Raw genomic sequence first — 19,751 nt, forward strand, 5'->3', positions numbered from 1 at the left:
TTGGTTAATCAATTAGAGTGGTACCGCGAGTCTTACCTCGTCTCTATTTGTATATAGAGACGGGGTTTTTTATTTTTTTTAAAAAAGGAGTTTTTAAATGACAAAGAATATTGTAGTATTTGACACCACATTAAGAGACGGAGAACAAGTTCCAGGGGCTAAACTAAATCAAAAAGAAAAATTGCAAGTAGCGCAGCAACTAAAGAAATTACATGTAGACATTATTGAAGCTGGATTTCCTGCATCCTCTAAGGGAGACTTTGAAGCGGTAAAAGAAATTGCCAGTCAAGTCGGAAATACAGACGATGTGATGATCACCGCCTTAGCAAGAGCTGTTAAACCTGATATTGATGCAGTTTATCATGCTGTAAAACATGCTAAAAAACCGTTAATTCACATCGTACTAGGTACATCAGATATCCACGTACAAAAAAAGTTTAGTAAAACAAAAGAACAAATACTCGATACTGGTGTCGAGGCTGTTAAGTACGCGAAATCATTGCTGCCAGAAGTACAATATTCAACAGAAGATGCTTCTCGTTCCGATTTTGAATATTTATGGTCTACGATTGAAGCTGTCGTAAAGGCTGGTGCCACGATGATCAATATCCCAGATACCGTTGGATTTGCCGAACCTGATGAATTTGGAGAGTTGATTTATAAGATTAATGACCGATTAAAAAATGTAAACAATCAAGTGCTACTTAGTGTTCATTGTCACAATGACTTAGGCCTTGCAACAGCAAACACACTTGCAGCTATTAAAAATGGAGCAGACAAAGTGGAATGTACGATTAATGGTATTGGTGAACGTGCAGGAAACACTGCATTAGAAGAAGTGATAATGGCCCTCCATACTCGATCTTCAAGATATCAAGCAGATACAAACATTAATCGTAAAGAAATCCTTAACACTTCAAGATTAGTAAGTAACCTAATGGGACTTGAGGTCCAAGTTAATAAAGCCATTACTGGTGAAAATGCTTTTTCCCATTCATCCGGTATTCATCAGGATGGTCTGTTAAAAGCAAGAGAAGCATATGAGATTATTCACCCCTCCGAAATTGGTTTAGACGACATGGAGCTTGTTTTAACGGCCCGCTCAGGAAGGCACGCATTCAAACATGCTCTTCAACAGCTTGGATTTGATCAACTTACAGAACAGCAATTGGAAATAATATTTGAAGATTTTCTACAATTAGCAGATTCGAAGAAAGAGGTATATAATCATGATCTCTATCGATTAATGGAAAAATTCTATAAGAAAAATCAAATAGATAATCAACGAACAAACAATATTAGTGACTATTTTTATGAGTTAATCGATTATCAAGTCATTAGCAATACGAATTCACCCTCCGCAACTATCAAAATAAAAGCTGGAACTAAGGTGAAAGAGAACAAAGCTACAGGAACAGGACCAGTTGAAGCACTTTATACGGCCATTACAAATAGCTGTGACTTGAATATTAAATTACTGGAATACAATATTAGTAGTGTTTCCAGCGGCAAAGAAGCGCTAGGCAAGGTAAAGGTGAAAATTACGCACAATGGAACTAACTATCAAGCAAAAGCAATCGATACAGATATCCTAAAAGCAAGTGCACAAGCATATATTGATGCGATAAATAATGTGGTACTTGAAAGCCTTCTAACTGAAAAAGAGGAGAATAACAATGACAGAATCAAACAGTAAAGCCAAGAAAAGAGCTGTATTAAATGGTTCCCAAGTGATTGACTCTCGGTCCTTAGCTCGATCACATAAAAGATTAGCAAAACTATTAGAACCTGGAATGACAGTCCTTGATGTAGGTTGTGGTACTGGAGCTATTACAACCGGTATTTCCGAAGCAGTTGGAACAAGCGGTAAGGTAGTAGGTATAGATAACAATCCAACATTGATCAAAAAGGCTCGTGATCGTTACCCAAATATTTCTTTTGAAATGGCAGACATTTACAGCCTTCCTTTTGAAAATCAGTTCGATATCGTGACTACTTCCCGTGTGTTACAGTGGCTGGATAAACCTCAACAAGCATTAAATAATCTTGTAAAATCAGTAAAACCAGGTGGAAAAGTAGTGGTGCTTGATTATAACCATGAAAAGTTGATATGGCATCCGGAAGTTCCAGATTCGATGAAATATTTCTATGATGCTTTTTTGAAATGGCGAAGAGATGCAGGTATGAACAATGCCATAGCTGATCATTTAATGGATATGTTTGAAAAAAATGGACTAAATCAGATACATGTAACACCACAACATGAGGAAGTAATACACGGACAGGAAAACTTTGAGACTGCTGTTTCTATCTGGGCAATCGTCGCTGAAACTAAAGGAGAACAAATGCTTCAGGATAAGCTGATAGAGAAAGATATGCTTGATAAAGCCATTAAGGACTACAAGGAATGGATCAGAAAAGAGGCGCAATCACAAACAATGTACTTGTTGGCAGTAGAAGGCACAAAAAAGTAGATGTTACACTATATGCAGAGGATTTGATTTATCTTAAGGAGGACTTTGGATGCATACTATTCCACTGATCATTTTCATATGCCCTATCATATCCATTTTACTTGGTATAATTGGTTACATCACATTAAAAAAAATCTATCCCCCTGTTTTTCTAGTAGCAATTGTCGGAATCATAGCTACGTTTGTTTGGTTTAACAGCACATTTACTTTCTGGATCTTCATCTATGCATTTTTAGCATTTGCGGCTGCTTTTGCAACCAAAGTTATTACTACAAAACACCAACAAAGAAGCCTTTATGGTTTTAAATAGACTATACTAATAAGAGGATATTATGTTCAATATATGAGCATATATCCTCTTTTCTTATATATAGTAGTCTATTCAACAGACTGTAGAGATAATATCTGTTAAAATATGGTCATTGACAAGTACATAGACATGAAAAAACACCCCAATGTTTGGTATAGTTGATTTGTCGAAAATCCCTATATGATCACGAATAAAGACCGAAAGAAGGTATAGAAATGAAAATTGATGCACCTAAAATAGCTAAAGATTTAACGGCAAGGAACTTTACGGACATTTTTTATGAAGAAGATCCAGAATTTGAGATGAGTATCATTACAGACTCTGAGTTTGTTAATGAAGTCCTTGATCGAGTACGACTATACAATACTGTGATTAAAAATTGTAAATTCATGAACACTGATTTCAGTAAAATTGATATTACCGATGTGCGCTTTGAGAATTGTGATTTATCCAATACTAATTTAGGCAATGCTTCCATGAATCGAGTCGAATTCTATAACTGCAAACTTCTCGGGAGCGACCTGACCGAGTCGTACATTGGCAATGTTAAGTTTGAGAAATCGATTTTAAACATGTCGATGTTTGGGAATTCAAAGTTAGAGAAAGTAACATTCGAAGGTGTTTCATTAGAAAGTGCCGACTTTTATGATTGTAAATTCAAAAAAGTTGAATTCCTCTATTGTAATATTAATGGAGTAAGTTTTGAAGAAACGTCATTAAAAGGAATCGATATAAGTTCATCAGACTTTGAGTCTTTAATTGTTTCCATTGATAATTTGAAAGGTTGCGTGGTATCGAGCATTCAAGCAATACAGTTTGCCTCCTTAATGGGATTAAAAATTAAAGATTGACTGCTGTTCAACTATCGCAATAGTTGAATAAGAAAGGACATTACATATTAGTCATGTAATGTCCCTTAATTTAGGTCTTAATAAATCGACAAAGGCTTATTTGTTACTTTACATAAGTAATTAACATATTGCTAGTCTAACTGCTGGATATTCAAAATGTTTACTCTTCACTTTCCGTATACGTAAGTGATACTTTTAAGTTAGCGTTTTTCTCACGAATACAATCAAGTAATTCCTTATCATTAGTGTCATTTTTACGACGTATCGCATACGTGTACAAAATCATCGTTCCTAGATTAGTAGTTTCTACCTGACGCATCTTATTGCTCTCCGTATACGTCTGAAATACATCATCCAATAACTTTTCATGATTCAAGTTCTCCGGTACAGTTACTTTCAGGATTTGTGTATCCTGCCCTTTTCCATAATTAAATTTATATAGCAGATAGAATAATATACAGGCAAACACTGTTAAAAGAATAGCTAGATGAAATTGATAAAGTCCACAAGTCATCCCAACACAAAGTCCAAAGAAAATATAAGCGATATCCTTCGCATCTGTTACAGCACTTCTGAAGCGAATAAGCGAAAAAACAGCAAACAAACCAAAGGCAACTCCTGCATTGCCACTGACAACAGTCATCACTACAGACACGATAACACTCATCATCACAATTGTATGAACAAAACTCTGTGAATATCGTTCTCCGGTAAATGTAGCTTGATAGATCAAGGTAATACATAGACTTAATATAGTCGCCAATCCCATAGCTAATAAACTCATCCAGAAATTTGCTTCTACCCCATCGTTTGAAAATAAATTATGCAAAAATTCCATTTTAATTACCTCCTGCTAGTACTTGTTCTTTTTCCATTCCACTTGGTGTAAGTGGCTGTTTTAATAATTCTAAACTGGTGCAAAACTTAGAAGCACTTCTCTGTTCGCAATTGATTTCCTGTAATATACGTGTCAGCCATAAAGGAACACTATCATTTACTTTCACTTCGAGCACGCCTAAGTTTTCGTCAATAAAATTGTCTCCGTATGCTCCATTTTCAACTCGTAAATCCGTATTTCTACATCGAAGATTAAAGTCAAAGGTCATTCGTAATCCTGCATTATCTATGCCATGAAGAGCATGACGGTCATAGCTGACAACCATTTCAGGTTGTAATCCATAAAGAGTACGGAAATTCTCAATTTCTCGTAATACCTGAGGGTTGGATGTTTCAATGCTATCTAACACATTGGTCTTAGACTCATCAAGATAACGATATGCTTCTGATAAAGGAAGGAGCATTCTCCGCTTATTCACAACATTATTGTGCTTTTGTTTTACTTCAAAAAAAGATGGTCCTTCAATATCCGTATTGTCATACACCCTTAAACGCAACTTCTGACGAAACCGTAATTTGTTTTTTGTTTCATAATAGATTTTGTGATCCAGACTGTCGAAATACAGGCTAATCACGGTATATTTGCCATCTACCCCGAATTTGTCCGGACGCATGAAAAAGGAAGTTTTTTCAATTAATTTTTCATACTGTTGCTTAGTAATTAAATATTTTTGTTCTCTCCTAGTGAAAATCTCCAACACCATTCCATTCATCCTTTCTAAGTGATTATGTTGCTTATTTGGTATGACTCCATAATAAGGAATTAACATAAGTTTCCACTGAGAGAAAAGTGAGAAAATGATGAGAGTATTCTGTGATTTTGTTAATGTAGTGTAAATTTTATATTAATTTTTTGCGAACAATGAGGTATGATCTATACTTGAATGGAGCGATAAGGTGTACTTGATGACCATGAAGAAAATGAAAAAATAGATGTTTTTTGAAACTATTTCAATTCTGCTTTCGTCCAATACGCGAAATCAAGATAAGTTAGAGAAGAGTGGTGTAATGACAGAACTGGAAAAAGAACAATTATTAGAAGAAACAATGATAAACTACGGAGATGATTTAATACGGTTAGCTTTCCAATATGTTAAGGATAGGGAAATAGCCAAAGACATGGTACAGAATACCTTTATTAAATGTTATCAAAAAATCGATCAATTCAGAAATGATGCTTCTATTAAAACTTGGTTATATCGGATTACAATCAATGAATGTAAAGATCATCTCAAAAGCTGGCATAACCGAAAAGTACAAGCGAAAAACTTTTTAGAAAATACTCTTACGTCTTTATTATCTTCAACCGAAAGTAAAGTAATGGAAGAGGAGAAACACAACGAAATTAGGGGCTGTATTTTTTCACTGCCAAAAATATATCGAGAGGTAATTTTTCTCTACTACTACAAATCTTTCACAATGGAGGAAATAGCAATAACTACAAATGTTAATCTAAATACGGTGAAAGCTAGATTAAGGAGAGCAAAACAGCGCTTAAAACATGTAATCGAGGAGGAAAATATCTATGGTTAACAAATTTCAAAAAGAATTATCTTCATACGTAGATGAGGAAGAATTGACATTTACCAAAGAAGACCGGGAACAAACAATTCAAAAAATTCGTAATCAAAAAACAACTCAGCATAACAACAAGGGTAGCTATACTCGTCCAATAATGCCGATAATGGCAACTTTAGCAGTTTTAGTATTAGCCATTGCCCTGATTCCATCACTTATCGTAAATGAAAGAATTAATACAAAATCAGACAGTGTGATCACATCATCAGAAAATGAGGAAGGTTTTTCTGTATTATTAATGGGAGAAGATGCTACTAGACACAGAAACCCTTTCAACCTCCTTCTGACCTTCCATCCTGATAAGGAGAATGTAAAAGTAGTTACCTTTCCACGTGATTTATATGTTGACAGGTATAATGCGGATGGTGAAAAATTTGAAAAAACAAAACTTTTACATGTCGGTGCCTATGCCCCCAATCCAGAGGCAAGTGTGATAACCGTGTCTAACTATTTAGATATTCCGATTGATTATTATGCTCTAATGCCAATGGAAGAAATATTTCAGTTATTAGGAATTGATAATAAAAGTAAAATAAATGAAATCGAAGAACAAAATAGTATTGCCAATCTATTAAAGAAGGATCAAAAGTTTCCTGAATTAATTGAGCTTATTTCTCACCATCAAACAAATCTAACTGAAGATGTTTTCAATCAAATGGAGATGAAACCATACCAATATGATATAATACAGTTGGAAGAAGGGTTAAACGATATCTTTGTAAATGAGATTTACTATGTTGAATTAGAATCAAGCTTCTTAGAAAAACTAAGGAATGATTTACAGAACCATATAGGTAGGTAACCCAAAAAGTCTTGTGTATCACCCACAAGACTTTTACTATAATTTATTTGGTTCTCAAGATGATGAAACAAGATAGCGGATAACATAACTTCACCCCCTGTTATTGATATCTTTTACAAAACCTATACTTTTTGCTTCATAGCCCAATGTTGAGTAGATTTGATGTGCGTTTTTCCTTTCTTCACGATTACCACTATTTATTAATATTTTTCGGGCTCCTTGTTTTTCAGCCCACTTTTCACTTGTTACAAGTAACTGTTTTCCAATTCCTTGTCCTCGAAATTTCTCATCAACAATAAATACACCAACTTGAACAAAAGTCCCATCATGTTCATAGAAATGTTGCAGGGATAACCCAAGGAGCCCAACAATATCATTCTGTTCCTCTGCCACGATAGTTTGATAGTTAGGCAGTGGTTGAATGGTAGACATTCTTTGCTGAAACTGAGCTTCTGTCGTCGGATAGCCTAATTGTTTCATTAGAGGTACAATTTGTGGAACATCACTCATTTTGAAATCTCTGATAAGCATGATATACCTCCAAACTAATTTGAGTTAGTTATGGTAATTAACCTCCTTTTCTTTTAAATGTAACTACTATCGCAACTGTTACAGCCATAGCAATAAGAGCAAATACACTTATCACAACCATTTCTATGAACCTCTCATCACTAAAGTGACGAGTTTCTAATGTATCAACTTCAAACGATGCTTAACATTAGTGGGCGGGACACGACGCCCTCTATCCCCTCGACAAACGCGTTAGGGACTACTTTTCTGATGATATTTCCCGCTGCATTCACATCGGCGTGAATGCACGTGTTCTCTTTGGTGCGATATAATCCTCGTTTTATTCTGCGGCCACTGAACACAACATTCGTTTGAACACCCTTTTCATAGATGGGCAGTTCATCCATATCCACCAAACTAGCTTTTGATGTGTAACTTTCTTCTTGGCGCTGAACATGGATGCCATATTGTTCCGCTTTGTACTCGACCATACGAATCAGCATCGTATGGGGGAGAGATTGAAAGTGTTGTTTGTCCTGCTTGCGAAGGCTCACCTTATTTTTCCATCCCTTATTCATTCCGATGACAATCGTGCTGACTTTGCGCGCCAGTGCTAACTGAACGATGTGATAACTGGCTTTATGGAAGGCGTCTTTTAACTTGAAATAACGTTTTTGGTCCAGTCGCTGCAATCGTTTACTATGGAAGGAACCGTCTTTTGGTCCCTGGCCGTGTCGTAAAACTCGGTAATAATGTGCCCGTTGTTTGTTATAATATTGATTGATACTCTTTACCGTTTGGCCCTTCATAATAACAGGTGAGGAACCTGTGTTATCGACCATGGTTGCAAAACAATTAATACCTAGATCAATCCCCATGACATGTTTTTCATCGAGTTCTACTAGCTTTTTCTCTTCCTCTTTCATGATGACCACTTCTACCGTATACTCGCCATATGTCGGAATAATCCTTACTTGTTGCAGTTTCCCCTTTAGACCTAATTTCCCGAAGTTCACCCTTTCTTTTGTATGAGGAAATTGCAAGTATTTGTCGTCTTTCACCTTACATATCTGATTGGAAAATAGACAAGCTTTTCTTCTGTTCTTCGGTGCATACTTGGGGAGTTTTGGTCTTCCAGTATATTTGTGAGGATTTACTTGATAGTCTTTGAGGCTTGCAAAATAAGACTTCCAATTTTGAAACACCATTTTCATGACTTGTTGGTTGACTTGACCAGGTAATCCTCATTCTCAGACACTTTAAATAATCCATCTAAAAAGGCATACGAAGGCCATTTATGTTGAGCAGATGGATACTCAAATAACATGGCATCTTTGATCTCTTTGCGTTGATCCATGGGCTTTTTTAATTCTTTTTCCCGTTTCTTCTCTACCGTTTTTCTTTTGATTGCATTCATTTGTGGAAGGTGTTGTTCGATGAGGTCGAAAACTTCTTGTTGTAGTGGTTGAAGGGTTTTTTCTTCACCAAATGCTGTGAAAATTTGACGGATGTGAAAGTTGGTGGCATTGTAAAGGTTTTTCGCTAAAAACGTGATATGGTCACAATAATGATAGAGCCGATGCCCTTTTTTAATGCGAATTTGTTGGGTACGGTACATATTCCTCACCTCCCACTATTTTCTTCAAGCAGCTTGTACAAACGTTTCAAAACTAATGGCATCATTCACCTAACAAATGCACACAAATGTTCCCTATTTGTTATTTTAACCCAGAACATACGATCTGTCAAAACCGTTCGCCATTCATCTCATCACTAAAGTAACGAGTTTTTTGGCAAACATTCATAAATGGATACGGATCTTGCTTCTCCGCCTGGAAATTCCCTCTACGTTCTGCTTTTTTGTATTCGCCATCACGAAATTCGACAGCAATAGCTTCCTCTGTACTCACTCCTTGAATGGAAAAATATTTTGTTCCCTTCTTATATTCATTGGAAAAATTTCCAGAGTAAGTTACCATATCTGAATACCTTGTTACTTCCCCTATCTTCTCCTCCACATTTTCAACAGATTCATCCAACACTTCGTAGATATAATCATGCCAGACAACGAAAGGATAAACCTATGAAGTAGCGAAGACCATGTTCGAAGACAAAAAGATTCCCATAGTTATCATTAGAAACACACGATTAAACTGTTTCATAACGGACTCCTTTATTTGGAGGTTTACATCAATTATTTTAACATTCATTTCTAAATAATGGTATATGTTTCAATTGACATGTTGTATACATATGTATACAATTAATAAAAAAGAATAGGAGACGATAAATGAACAGTGATAAATGGGATGAAACGAAACAGCATATCCATCATAAAAAACGTGGTGCCAAGACATTTCGTCGCGGCAAAGCGATTGCTTTCTTAGAACGGTTGAAGTTAAAACGCTCAACCATTCAGCAACAATTAGATCAACCAGAATTTCAATCAATCCAACAAATATTAGTTGGCGAATTAAAAGCGATTGATATGATGATGGAGGAATTTAAACAGCTGTTTGAATTGCACGAAGCGGAACCAAACAACAAAAAGGGTGTGAACAAAGTGAGGAAAATTAATCAATACATTGATTCAGTTTTTGACCCACAAGATAGTTTACTAGAAGGAGTGATTACCTCTATCAAGGAGAATGGGATGCCTAATATCTCCGTTTCACCATCAGCAGGCAAATTTTTAACAATGTTAGTCACCATTTCAGATGCTAAAAATGTATTAGAGATAGGGGCGCTTGGCGGGTATAGTGGCATTTGTCTCGCAAGAGGTTTTGGACAAAACGGCTCGCTTACCTCTTTGGAATTAGAAGACAAATATGCAAAACTGGCAGAAAATAATCTCACTAAAGCCGGGTTCCAAAATCAGGTTACATATTTAACTGGTCCAGCTTTAGAAAGTCTTGAAAAACTGGCAGCGGAAAATAAACAATTTGACTTTTTCTTTATTGATGCTGATAAAGGAAATTATCCAAATTATCTGGAGCAATGCATCAAGCTGGCAGAACCTAATGCTGTTATTGCTATCGATAATGTGCTGGCAAGGGGAAGTGTTGCTGATGATGAAGTGGAACCTAAACGTTATACAACATTAATGCAAGAGTTTAATCAAACAGTCGCAGATCATCCGCAATTAGATTCAATACTGGTTCCGATTGGTGATGGTATTACAATTGCCCAGGTAAAATAAAGGATGAAGGACAAAAACAGTAGAATATCCAAAAATTTGTCCTTCATAGCTCAGAAAAAGTCCCCAGAACAGAAAACTCTGGGGACTTTTTCTGCTTTTAAGGTCTATCTTTTCAGCTACCACTTGGACTGGCTTCGTGGATTCAATTGACGAGCTTTTTAGTAACTAAGCAACTTCCTATGTCCATCTTATTTTTCAAACACAAATAAGGTAGGATTCACACCCTTCAAACTCAAAGAATAAGATTCCAGACAAAAAAGGCCTAAACGTTTTGCTTCCCAAAACAATTGATTGACACTCTCAGACAAAATAACAGCTCTTCCATTTGGTTTTAAGACTCTACATATTTCATTCATAATATGGTGATTAAACAATTCTAAGTCCTCGTCAGGTGAAATTTGTCTACCAAATGGAAGATTAGTTACAATTTTATCGACACAACCATTAGAAAAAGGCAATTCCCGTGCATCCCAAACATTAACTTGCACCTTCGAATCCTCCAGATTACTCTTAGCAATCTTTGTGACAACGCCAGATATATCTCCCCCAATTATCCGATTTGTAGGGTATGTTGCTCGTTCAGATAAAATTGTACCTGAACCACAACAAGGATCAACGAAAATGTCTGTCAATTTAGGATCTGACAACCACACCATCGCATGAGCCACAGTAGGAAGTAATGATGCACGTGAGAACTGTCTAGTCTGATTGCGAAAACGAAACGTAGCATCTGTAAGCCGAAGTGAAAATATCACATGATGATGTTCAATATCGAGTCTGAATTCTATCTGATGATTTTGAGACGTTCCCATGTTCCAATCAGGGTAATGCTTATTAATACCCTCCATTGCTTTTTTTGCTACTTCAAAACGATTATAGGTTTGTTTTCCTTTCCGACTTGCATTTACCCAAAATAAATATTTATGATCAATAAAATCCAAATCCAATTGGGCTATTCGCTCACTTACCTGAGATAAGTGCTTTTTATGTGGACCAATTTGAAATTGATCAATTACTTGAAACAAGTTATCTGCCGACCTTAAAGAACTTAAGCATGTAAAAGACTCAGCTGTGGTAAAGAAAACCTTCCCTCTATTTATTTGAATTATTTCAGAATCACTCACCTTGTTGTTCATTTCATTTGATAAAATGTATTCTAATCCTGGTAATACGCTCGTAAAATAAAGAGTCATACTAACCGCCTCCAATTTTTTGAACGCCGTTTTAAGAACACAAAAAAGCCGTGAATGAACCATCTTAAGATTCATCACGACCTCTTGTAAATCTTATTAAAAAACTGTTTTCACACGTGAGTGCAGACAGTATTATTTAACGGCATTATGATGATTAAGTTCATTGACTGCTGATACTCGAAAATTACACGACAAATTAACCCCGTCTATCAAGGGTTTTTTCAAGTATCATTGTTATTCAATTCGCGATTATCGAATAACTGTCAAGAACACTGCCATCATCATCATGATTAGAATACCTCCACCTATTTATATTACCTTTATCTTAAAACATCGAATATTATAAATCAACAAATGGTTGTATAAAGTGAGACTTCCTTCAGTGTTTTTTGATAATCCGAATACACTACTTCTTCTCAACTGGAATCCAAATCTCGCTTTTAAAGTTTGGTGAATCAAAATCTCTATTTTCATTCCAAAGAATTTCCGGACCTTTCGTTTGCTGATAATTAGATGATGGGAACCATTCGGAGTATATTCTTCCCCAGGTATTCTGCAAAAGTTGTGGGAATGGACCAATTGATTCAAATACTGCCCATGTATAAGCAGGAACCTCTAAAGAGGCCCATTGTTCTGGGCAATCTTCTGTTGTGGCAACCCCAATATAATGATCAAGCTCTCCTTTTTCCTCCATACGGCCTTCTGAGAAATTAGTCGATGCTTGAATAATCCCATAAGGTTCTCTGTTGGAAAGTTCTTTCAATTTCTCTATTTTCTCCATATTTAATGTTTTCCACATCGCTGTAATTTCAGGGTTTTCCCCTTCAAAAATAATTGGTACCCGTTTTTGCACTCCAACAATACGGAAGCCTTCTTTTTCTTGGATACGATAGTTCATCTCATTTCCTCCTTCAATCGATAATCGGAAGATCATTTTCGGAAAAGCTTTCAGTGATAAACCTTGCTGTTTCGCTTCTGAAGGCGTAATGCCGTGCAAGCCTTGAAAAGCCCTTGCAAAGGAATCAGGAGATTGATAACCATATTTATTTGCAATATCAATTACTCTGAGGTCACTATTTTGCAATTCGAATGCCGCGACAGTTAAACGTCGTCGGCGAATATATTCCGATAATGTAATGCCTGCCAAAAAAGAAAACATTCGCTTGAAATGATATTCAGAACAATAAGCAACGCTCGCTATTTTCGCATAATCTATCTCATTGGTTAAATTCTCCTCGATATACTCCAATGCCTTGTTCATTTCTCGTAATCCATTCATCAAAATGACCTCCCTTGATTAAAGCATATCAGGAAAAGGAGAAACACTTCCGACTTTTGGTGCACATTAATGTCGGGTTGAAAAAACCCCCGACTTTAAAATCGAGGATCCTCTCTAAGATGCATGATATATAATTTGCTCCCATTTGTGGTTTGCCTGGTCAATGGTACTATTAACATCCTGATTGAGAAGCTTTAATTGCGAAATTGTCTCCTCTACTTTCTGATACATCTCACTCACTTGTTGTTCCGATTGATTGATTTTATCTTGAACAAACCAGTCCATAATCAGGCCATCAAAAAAGTAGTCAGCAAAAGTTAAGCCGCCAGAAATCTCTACATTTGCTTGAAATGATTTGCCGATATCATTTAACTCATGTGAAAACTTCCGTAATAACCGCTGTGCATCATGTGTAGCTTGTTTAGCATCATCAATGTGACTATGTTTTAAAGAAGTGGAAATTAAGCCACCGCCAAACATGTCGACCGTTCCCCAGTTTTTCGCACTATCTAGTGAAGAAAGAGCTGATGACAGAGCCCGTTTTACTTTCTCTCCTGCATCAATCGCTTCCGCAATTTCTGATTTCTCATCTTGCATGTTTCCCAGCTCTTCTAATACTTCAAGAGCTTCTTGCCCACTCTGATGATTAGTATCTAACAAATGATGATATTTCTCTTCTAATAAGGTCTTATAACGGACATCCGGCTCTCCCAATTCATGTATTTGCTGATCCAATACTGCGATATCCTCTTGCAGATCCGTAACAGACTCTTTTGCTTCCTGATATCGTAATTGTGCTCTTGCGACTTCCTGTTTCTCTTCATCCAGTTTTTCTACCTTTTGTCCGGTTATGGAATAAAAGAGATTGGCAACACTAATGGATTCTAGCTTTTCGACATCCACTTTTTCATCTTGCAGTTGTTGATAGAATTCCTGCTTTTGTTTCTCTAACTTTTCTAATTCAACTGCTAATTCTTTTCGCTCGTGTTTTAATCGGTATAATTTTCGCTTATTTTCCTGAGCTTTTACAATTTTTTGATAATAAGTATCCAATTCAACCACCTCTACTCTATATACGAATCAAGTTATGGATTCGTTTCACGATTTTGTATTTCCTCCTCAATCCGTGCGATACGATCTGCTATCGATGGATGACTCGAGCGAAACCATACGATCCATGGAGCCGGTGAAATATCTGCTTTCGACTGTTCAGCTAATAACTGATAACTGGTCCGCGCTGGATATAAATCTTCTGTTTGGTTGATGGCATATTGGTCTGCCTGCCTTTCCATCTGTCTTGATACCCAAAGTGACAGGGGCTGCATAAGCATTAGAATTGCTACTGTAATCCATAATAATTTTGTTAAAGAGGGGAAGGAATAAACACTTTTCCATGAACGGGTCCATCTTTGTAATACCACTAATACCAGAAGTGTTAACAAGAGATATAAACCAATGCCCCAGTAAACATGATGATAGATGTAATGAGCAATTTCATGTGCCATAATAAATAAAATCTCACTTTGTTCCATTCCGGCAATCGTTGTGTCCCATAATACAATACGGGCATGATCGAGAATACCTGTCACATAGGCATTATAGGTAGAAACTTTTTCACTTTTATTGACAACAAGCAGGGTAGCATCACTAATTCCAGCATCTGCAGTTAAGGTTTCGATTTCTTCTCGTAGTTCTCCCTCATCCAGTAAATAAAAATCATCGAAGAGCGGATCAATCCAGATCGGTTGAACAAACACAACAAACAGGACGACCGGAATAGCAAGTAGCCAGAGGATTACTCCCCATATTTTCGGCCATCTTTTTATAACTGCCCGTGTTATAATGATGATTAAAAAAAGCGATAGCCAAAACATTCCTTTACTTAGTAAATGCTCAGTAAACCATGAAAGAAACCCTTGTGTCCTCACTCCCTCTTCTACTGTGATCCTATACCAGAAAAAGCGAAAGGGAAAATGGATCAAATAATCTAAGATTGTCAGCAAGGTGACATATAACAATACCTTTTTTATTTCTGATCGAATTTGTTCCAGTTTTTTCATAATGTCTGTTTTCTTTAACAGAAAGTATAGCATCAATAGCTGCAACGGCCACATCGCAAAGAAAAAGGCATGAGCCAATGCCCCATAACGGGTGTCACTGAATGATGTCAGAGGATAAAGAAAATAGAAGTATAAAAAAATAGTGAGTATATAAATGATGTATCCAATGATGATTTTTTGCATGATCTCGTCTCCAATTAGTTGAAAGTTATTACCATTATATACTAAAAATAGTTGTTCCTAATCATTTTTCAGCGATTTTTAGAAGTGCCTGTCTATAATAAGCTTAACCCCGTTTCATTTGGTATGAAACGGGGTTACATGTTATTTATTATTGCTCCAATTATTTCAATTCCTTAATAAATTAATCCCAAGAAGTCTTCTTTTGTGATTTTCCCCAAGTAATGGGACACATCTAAGTCACTTAGTGCTTCATCGATTGCCTGGCGTTCATAGCGAACACCTTTTAGTTTATCTTCTAGCTCTTTAACATCACCGACACCAAAGAAATCACCATAGATCGTACATTGCTCAATAATACCTTTATGCACATCGAGGCGAACATCAACTAAACCACCATCAAATTTGTGTGAGTGCTGAATATTAAATTTTGGTGATTTACCATAATTCCATTCCCATTGTTGATAACGATCTTTTGATAATTGTTGGATGTTGTTCCAATCTTCGTCTGTTAACACGTATTGTGGAACATCCTCAACTTGTTCGACGTCAAATACGTGTTTGAGAATATGGGCTTTCAAATCATTCATGGTTAATTTCTCATCCATAAATTCTGAAATATTGGCAACACGACTTCGGATTGATTTAATCCCTTTTGATTTAATTTTTTCTGTTTTTACGTTTAAAGAACGTACAACATTTTCGATTTCTGAATCATACATTAACGTACCATGACTGAACATACGTCCTTTTGTCGTGAATTGTGCATTACCTGAAATTTTACGTCCATCGGCAACTAAATCGTTTCGTCCTTTTAATTCTGCTGGAACACCTATTTTTTTCAATGCTTCCACAACTGGTTCGGTGAATTTGGCGAAATTGTGGAAACTGTCACCATCATCTTTTGTAATAAAACTAAAGTTCAAGTTACCTTCATCATGGTATACAGCCCCACCACCAGATAAACGACGAACAACTTTAATTCCATGTTCATCTACATAATCCGTATTAATTTCTTCGACTGTATTCTGATTTTTCCCGATGATGATTGATGGTCCATTTATGTAAAATAATAAGTATGTATCTTCCTCACCAAAGTTTTTTAGTACATACTCTTCAATGGCTAGATTAATATATGGGTCGGTAATTCCTTTATTATCTATAAATTTCATGTTTGATGGCACTCCTTTAGTTACTGATTATCTCTACTAGTATAAAAGAAGAATATGGAGAAAACAATTTTTTCGATATTGTACTAATACAAATAGTTGATTTTTCGTTTTTGTTATAATACAATAATAATACGACACGCTTTTGGGAGGGTCCGTTATGAAAAACATCGTTGAATTCTTTCGCAACATTCCCAGAAAAAAGTGTAGTAAGTGCGGAAATGATATTGTAGAACAAGCAGATTGTTATCATAACATCTGTGACAACTGCAGTCATCCCGCCATCTAACCTGTTACGTCTTTTACACTCATATCTTTCGTTTCTTTCATCCTTCTTATCCTGCTGAACGAGGATGATGAACATTCCCATCCAATTAATCAAGATATATGTAAAAGACAGACACCTGCAGCTATGAAAAGTAGCTGCTCTTTTTTTGTGCTTAAAAGAAGCTAGCACATAACCACAAAGACACAGTTGATACAAACTACGAACCAATGAAAATTCTCGTTAGTTTTTCTTTCTTCCATTCTTCTGAAGTGGCGTGTCGGAAACGCTCCCGCAGAATACTACGCTGGTTCTAATGTTCTGATTGTTGAAAGAAGAAAATCTTCGGATATTTAATCAAGGGACTTCTTCTCACTATTCCAAAACACTAGTCAAAGCTGCGGAAAAATGCGACACTCCTGGGGGAACTTACGCGACGAAGATCCACTTTGCGAAGTGATTTTCTTTGCAAAGTTAGCTGAGGCCGTGCCCCCGGAAAGGGAGTATTTTTCCGCAGCGACGGTCATGCACTCATCAACAAAAGAATGGAAGAAGGCAAGCTTATGTCTAAGTTATTTCGCAGTTTATGCTTAAAGCGTGTAAATTGTATTATCTTTGAAAATAAAAAGCAGAGGACTAGTTAAAGTTACTCTGCTAAATAATCTATTATTTTCTCAACAGCCGCTTCTCCTTGGTCAATGCAATCGGGGATTCCGATGCCTCGATATGGGCTGCCGGCAACAAATACGCCTGGAGTCTCAGAAGCGAGACCACTTTCCAATTTCTCGACTAATTGTTTATGACCAATGCTATATTGCGGCATTGCATCTTTCCAGCGAGATACAACCGAGAATAATGGTTCCCCTTCTATTTTCATAATTTTATTCAAATCGTGTAAGACAATTTCCTCTAAAGTTTCATCTGATAGATCAACGACTTCTTCATCGCCCGGACGACCGACATAGCAGCGAAGTAACGCTTTTCCTTCCGGTGCAGCGGTATCCGGCCATTTTTTATGGGTCCACGTACAAGCAGTGATACGATAATTGCTGTTACGTGATACCACAAATCCAGTACCATCAATATCTTCCTTAATGGCAGATTGATCAAACGCTAAGGCAACATTGGCAACGGAAGTAGCTTTCATATTATCCAGATCTGCTACAACATCGTAAGGTTTGAGCATCTGTTTCATAACAGAATAAGGTGTAGCAATTAAAATGACATCAGATGTAATCTTGGATCCACCCTTTAATTCTAAATCATAGCCATCCTTAGATTTCGTGAGTTTTTTCACTGCTTTACCTTTTTGTACAATACCTTCTGATAATGATGATTCGACTGCTTCCACTAATGTTTCCAAGCCACCTTCTATACTGTAAAACATGCTTTTTTTCTTACCGGTAGGTTGTTTCGGTGCTGGCATTGTTTTTTGTAGTCCGCGAATGATACTGCCATATTGTTGTTCCAATTGATAAAAGTTCGGAAATGTAGCCATTAGACTTAAATCATCCAAATCACCAGCATAAATGCCTGATAATAATGGTTCAATTAAATTCTCAACGACTTCATCACCTAATCGATGCCTGAAAAACTTTCCGAGTGATTGATCGTCTCGAGCTTCACTCTTAGGCAAGACAAAATCCATGCCTGCTCGTAATTTGCCTGATAAACTGAATAAACTCGATGTTAAGAATGGACGGACTTGTGTCGGTATTCCCATGAAAGAGCCTTGAGGCATGCTATGCAACTGATCACCAACTAAAATATACGATTTTCCTGTTCCGTTCTTGACTAACTTATCTCCAATACCAACGTTACGTGCAAGGCGTTCTGCCGATTGTTTACGAATCAAAAAGGAATCAGGGCCACGTTCAATCGTAAAACCATCGTGTCTTTCTGTATTAATTTTCCCACCTAGACGATTACTTGCTTCTAAAAGTTGCACTTGATAATCTAAGTTCTGATCTTTAATCTTCTGGTCTAAATAATAAGCAGCAGTAAGCCCCGCTATACCGCCGCCTATCACCGTTATCTTCTTCATGACTCGCCGTCACTCTGGAATTTGTCAACTACAATTCCTGCTAACGTATCGATAAACGTTGGGTTTACATTTGGCATTGGTGGACGATAATAAGCTACACCAATTTCTTCACAAACCACTTTACATTCATAATCATTGTCATACAATACTTCTAAGTGGTCAGCAACGAAGCCAACCGGAGCATAAATGAATGATTCATAACCTTTCTGTTCAAATAGATCACGAGTTAAATCCTGTACATCTGGACCTAACCAAGGATCTGGCGTATTTCCTTCACTTTGCCAGCCAATTTCGACATTGGAGATACCTGTTTTTTCTTGAATTAATTCTGCTGTGCGCTCTAGTTGTTGAGGGTACGGGTCACCATTTTGCAAAATCTTTTCTGGTAAACTATGAGCGGAAACAACCAGTACTGCTTTATCTTTGTTTTCAATTTTCTCGTATTCTGCAGTTATAGCGTCTGCCCAGTAGTTAATAAAGCCTTCTGCATCATACCAGCTTTCTACTGATTGAATAGTCATACCATGTTTATCTGCTTCTTCTTGTGCTCTGCCATTGTAAGATTTAACACTGAACGTAGAATAGTGTGGGGCAAGTACAATGGAGATTGCCTCTTTCATACCGTCTTCTGCCATTTGTTGCACAGCATCTTCAATAAACGGTTCAATATGTTTTAATCCTAAATAATAAACAAACTCCACATCGTCCTGGATTTCATTTGCCCGTGCTTGTAAGCTTTGCGCCTGTTCTTCTGTAATCCGTGCCAACGGAGAAATACCACCAATTGCCTGATAACGCTCCGTTAAATCATCTAGCATTTCCTGAGTTGGTTTACGACCATGACGAATGTGTGTGTAATAACGTTCAATATCTGCTTCCTGATATGGCGTACCATATGCCATTACTAGTAATCCTACTTTTTTCTTTGCCATGAAGAGAC

Annotated in this window: 19 protein-coding genes, 1 pseudogene and 1 other annotated feature (1 of these 21 running past the window's edge); of the genes and pseudogenes, 8 read left to right on the forward strand and 12 right to left on the reverse strand. The window is 36.7% G+C overall.

All coding sequences use genetic code 11. The annotated features are described in order from the left end of the window. Window positions 1–48: a binding site (T-box leader), on the forward strand; it begins 321 nt to the left of the window's first position. 49 nt (window positions 49–97) lie between these two features. The 4 genes from GI584_RS17220 to GI584_RS17235 all read left to right on the forward strand — a co-directional run bounded on the left by GI584_RS17220 (window position 98) and on the right by GI584_RS17235 (window position 3,635). Then, window positions 98–1,696 carry a 2-isopropylmalate synthase gene (locus tag GI584_RS17220; protein ID WP_153791985.1) on the forward strand — a complete coding sequence of 533 codons (1,599 nt, stop codon included), beginning with the start codon at window positions 98–100 and terminating at the stop codon, window positions 1,694–1,696. Further along, on the forward strand, window positions 1,677–2,474 hold the full coding sequence (locus GI584_RS17225) for a methyltransferase domain-containing protein (RefSeq protein WP_153791986.1): 798 nt from the start codon (window positions 1,677–1,679) through the stop codon (window positions 2,472–2,474). Before GI584_RS17220 ends, GI584_RS17225 begins: the two co-directional genes overlap by 20 nt. A gap of 49 nt (window positions 2,475–2,523) precedes the next feature. Continuing rightward, window positions 2,524–2,784 (forward strand): DUF2651 family protein, encoded by a 261-nt coding sequence (locus tag GI584_RS17230; protein ID WP_153791987.1) that lies wholly within the window; start codon window positions 2,524–2,526, stop codon window positions 2,782–2,784. Between the two features lie 215 nt (window positions 2,785–2,999). Beyond that, window positions 3,000–3,635: a pentapeptide repeat-containing protein gene (locus GI584_RS17235; protein ID WP_153791988.1), complete on the forward strand. Its 636-nt coding sequence runs from the start codon at window positions 3,000–3,002 to the stop codon at window positions 3,633–3,635. A gap of 160 nt (window positions 3,636–3,795) precedes the next feature. On the opposite strand, the gene GI584_RS17240 is transcribed toward GI584_RS17235, so the two are convergent. Both GI584_RS17240 and GI584_RS17245 read right to left on the reverse strand, forming a co-directional pair. Then, the gene (locus tag GI584_RS17240; protein WP_100359554.1) at window positions 3,796–4,473 is read right to left on the reverse strand and encodes a DUF4956 domain-containing protein; all 678 of its coding nucleotides are present in this window, start codon (window positions 4,471–4,473) and stop codon (window positions 3,796–3,798) included. 1 nt (window position 4,474) lies between these two features. Next, the gene (locus tag GI584_RS17245) at window positions 4,475–5,236 is read right to left on the reverse strand and encodes a polyphosphate polymerase domain-containing protein (RefSeq protein ID WP_100359553.1); all 762 of its coding nucleotides are present in this window, start codon (window positions 5,234–5,236) and stop codon (window positions 4,475–4,477) included. A 304-nt stretch (window positions 5,237–5,540) separates the two neighbouring features. On the opposite strand from GI584_RS17245, the gene GI584_RS17250 reads away from it, so the two are divergent. Both GI584_RS17250 and GI584_RS17255 read left to right on the forward strand, forming a co-directional pair. Continuing rightward, complete coding sequence (locus tag GI584_RS17250) at window positions 5,541–6,065, forward strand: sigma-70 family RNA polymerase sigma factor (RefSeq protein WP_153793002.1); 525 nt, start codon at window positions 5,541–5,543, stop codon at window positions 6,063–6,065. Then, window positions 6,058–6,912 (forward strand): LCP family glycopolymer transferase, encoded by an 855-nt coding sequence (locus GI584_RS17255; protein ID WP_153791989.1) that lies wholly within the window; start codon window positions 6,058–6,060, stop codon window positions 6,910–6,912. Before GI584_RS17250 ends, GI584_RS17255 begins: the two co-directional genes overlap by 8 nt. A gap of 90 nt (window positions 6,913–7,002) precedes the next feature. On the opposite strand, the gene GI584_RS17260 is transcribed toward GI584_RS17255, so the two are convergent. The 3 genes and pseudogenes from GI584_RS17260 to GI584_RS17270 all read right to left on the reverse strand — a co-directional run bounded on the left by GI584_RS17260 (window position 7,003) and on the right by GI584_RS17270 (window position 9,464). Continuing rightward, complete coding sequence (locus tag GI584_RS17260) at window positions 7,003–7,443, reverse strand: GNAT family N-acetyltransferase (RefSeq protein ID WP_153791990.1); 441 nt, start codon at window positions 7,441–7,443, stop codon at window positions 7,003–7,005. Between the two features lie 170 nt (window positions 7,444–7,613). Further along, window positions 7,614–9,040: pseudogene (locus tag GI584_RS17265) on the reverse strand (RNA-guided endonuclease InsQ/TnpB family protein). Window positions 9,041–9,167: 127 nt separating this feature from the next. Next, the gene (locus GI584_RS17270; RefSeq protein WP_194842021.1) at window positions 9,168–9,464 is read right to left on the reverse strand and encodes a hypothetical protein; all 297 of its coding nucleotides are present in this window, start codon (window positions 9,462–9,464) and stop codon (window positions 9,168–9,170) included. A gap of 521 nt (window positions 9,465–9,985) precedes the next feature. Here GI584_RS17270 and GI584_RS17275 point away from each other — a divergent pair. Beyond that, window positions 9,986–10,621, forward strand: a complete 636-nt coding sequence (locus GI584_RS17275) for an O-methyltransferase (RefSeq protein WP_153793003.1) — start codon at window positions 9,986–9,988, stop codon at window positions 10,619–10,621. Window positions 10,622–10,809: 188 nt separating this feature from the next. Here GI584_RS17275 and GI584_RS17280 read toward each other — a convergent pair whose 3' ends face one another. The 5 genes from GI584_RS17280 to GI584_RS17300 all read right to left on the reverse strand — a co-directional run bounded on the left by GI584_RS17280 (window position 10,810) and on the right by GI584_RS17300 (window position 16,505). Then, window positions 10,810–11,814 (reverse strand): EmtA family 23S rRNA (guanine(2470)) methyltransferase, encoded by a 1,005-nt coding sequence (locus GI584_RS17280; protein WP_194842022.1) that lies wholly within the window; start codon window positions 11,812–11,814, stop codon window positions 10,810–10,812. Between the two features lie 406 nt (window positions 11,815–12,220). After that, complete coding sequence (locus tag GI584_RS17285; RefSeq protein WP_153791993.1) at window positions 12,221–13,093, reverse strand: AraC family transcriptional regulator; 873 nt, start codon at window positions 13,091–13,093, stop codon at window positions 12,221–12,223. Between the two features lie 114 nt (window positions 13,094–13,207). Continuing rightward, entirely contained in the window at window positions 13,208–14,146 is a 939-nt protein-coding gene (locus tag GI584_RS17290) for a hypothetical protein (RefSeq protein WP_153791994.1), read from the reverse strand. Between the two features lie 32 nt (window positions 14,147–14,178). Next, the gene (locus GI584_RS17295) at window positions 14,179–15,336 is read right to left on the reverse strand and encodes a M48 family metalloprotease (protein ID WP_153791995.1); all 1,158 of its coding nucleotides are present in this window, start codon (window positions 15,334–15,336) and stop codon (window positions 14,179–14,181) included. Between the two features lie 173 nt (window positions 15,337–15,509). Next, on the reverse strand, window positions 15,510–16,505 hold the full coding sequence (locus tag GI584_RS17300; protein ID WP_100359544.1) for a lipoate--protein ligase: 996 nt from the start codon (window positions 16,503–16,505) through the stop codon (window positions 15,510–15,512). 157 nt (window positions 16,506–16,662) lie between these two features. Here GI584_RS17300 and yhfH point away from each other — a divergent pair, with 157 nt between their 5' ends. Further along, window positions 16,663–16,791, forward strand: a complete 129-nt coding sequence (gene yhfH, locus GI584_RS17305; RefSeq protein WP_100359543.1) for a protein YhfH — start codon at window positions 16,663–16,665, stop codon at window positions 16,789–16,791. Window positions 16,792–17,413: 622 nt separating this feature from the next. Here the strand turns inward: yhfH and hemY are convergent. Together hemY and hemH are read right to left on the reverse strand one after the other, a co-directional pair. Next, on the reverse strand, window positions 17,414–18,811 hold the full coding sequence (hemY, locus tag GI584_RS17310; protein WP_153791996.1) for a protoporphyrinogen oxidase: 1,398 nt from the start codon (window positions 18,809–18,811) through the stop codon (window positions 17,414–17,416). Further along, window positions 18,808–19,743: a ferrochelatase gene (hemH, locus tag GI584_RS17315; RefSeq protein ID WP_153791997.1), complete on the reverse strand. Its 936-nt coding sequence runs from the start codon at window positions 19,741–19,743 to the stop codon at window positions 18,808–18,810. The genes hemY and hemH overlap by 4 nt, the downstream gene beginning before the upstream one ends. Window positions 19,744–19,751: the final 8 nt, after the last annotated feature.

Origin of the sequence: Gracilibacillus salitolerans, from assembly GCF_009650095.1 — a bacterium.
Taxonomy (GTDB): Bacteria; Bacillota; Bacilli; order Bacillales; family Amphibacillaceae; genus Gracilibacillus; species Gracilibacillus salitolerans.

Coding starts and splice junctions, on each gene's coding strand:
- GI584_RS17250 (WP_153793002.1), top strand. CDS start 5,541: ATGACAGAACTGGAAAAAGAACAATTATTAGAAGAAACAATGATAAAC.
- hemH (WP_153791997.1), bottom strand. CDS start 19,743: ATGGCAAAGAAAAAAGTAGGATTACTAGTAATGGCATATGGTACGCCA.
- GI584_RS17295 (WP_153791995.1), bottom strand. CDS start 15,336: ATGCAAAAAATCATCATTGGATACATCATTTATATACTCACTATTTTT.
- GI584_RS17300 (WP_100359544.1), bottom strand. CDS start 16,505: ATGAAATTTATAGATAATAAAGGAATTACCGACCCATATATTAATCTA.
- GI584_RS17245 (WP_100359553.1), bottom strand. CDS start 5,236: ATGGTGTTGGAGATTTTCACTAGGAGAGAACAAAAATATTTAATTACT.
- GI584_RS17280 (WP_194842022.1), bottom strand. CDS start 11,814: ATGACTCTTTATTTTACGAGCGTATTACCAGGATTAGAATACATTTTA.
- GI584_RS17225 (WP_153791986.1), top strand. CDS start 1,677: ATGACAGAATCAAACAGTAAAGCCAAGAAAAGAGCTGTATTAAATGGT.
- GI584_RS17235 (WP_153791988.1), top strand. CDS start 3,000: ATGAAAATTGATGCACCTAAAATAGCTAAAGATTTAACGGCAAGGAAC.
- GI584_RS17260 (WP_153791990.1), bottom strand. CDS start 7,443: ATGCTTATCAGAGATTTCAAAATGAGTGATGTTCCACAAATTGTACCT.
- GI584_RS17240 (WP_100359554.1), bottom strand. CDS start 4,473: ATGGAATTTTTGCATAATTTATTTTCAAACGATGGGGTAGAAGCAAAT.
- yhfH (WP_100359543.1), top strand. CDS start 16,663: ATGAAAAACATCGTTGAATTCTTTCGCAACATTCCCAGAAAAAAGTGT.
- hemY (WP_153791996.1), bottom strand. CDS start 18,811: ATGAAGAAGATAACGGTGATAGGCGGCGGTATAGCGGGGCTTACTGCT.
- GI584_RS17255 (WP_153791989.1), top strand. CDS start 6,058: ATGGTTAACAAATTTCAAAAAGAATTATCTTCATACGTAGATGAGGAA.
- GI584_RS17220 (WP_153791985.1), top strand. CDS start 98: ATGACAAAGAATATTGTAGTATTTGACACCACATTAAGAGACGGAGAA.
- GI584_RS17285 (WP_153791993.1), bottom strand. CDS start 13,093: ATGAATGGATTACGAGAAATGAACAAGGCATTGGAGTATATCGAGGAG.
- GI584_RS17230 (WP_153791987.1), top strand. CDS start 2,524: ATGCATACTATTCCACTGATCATTTTCATATGCCCTATCATATCCATT.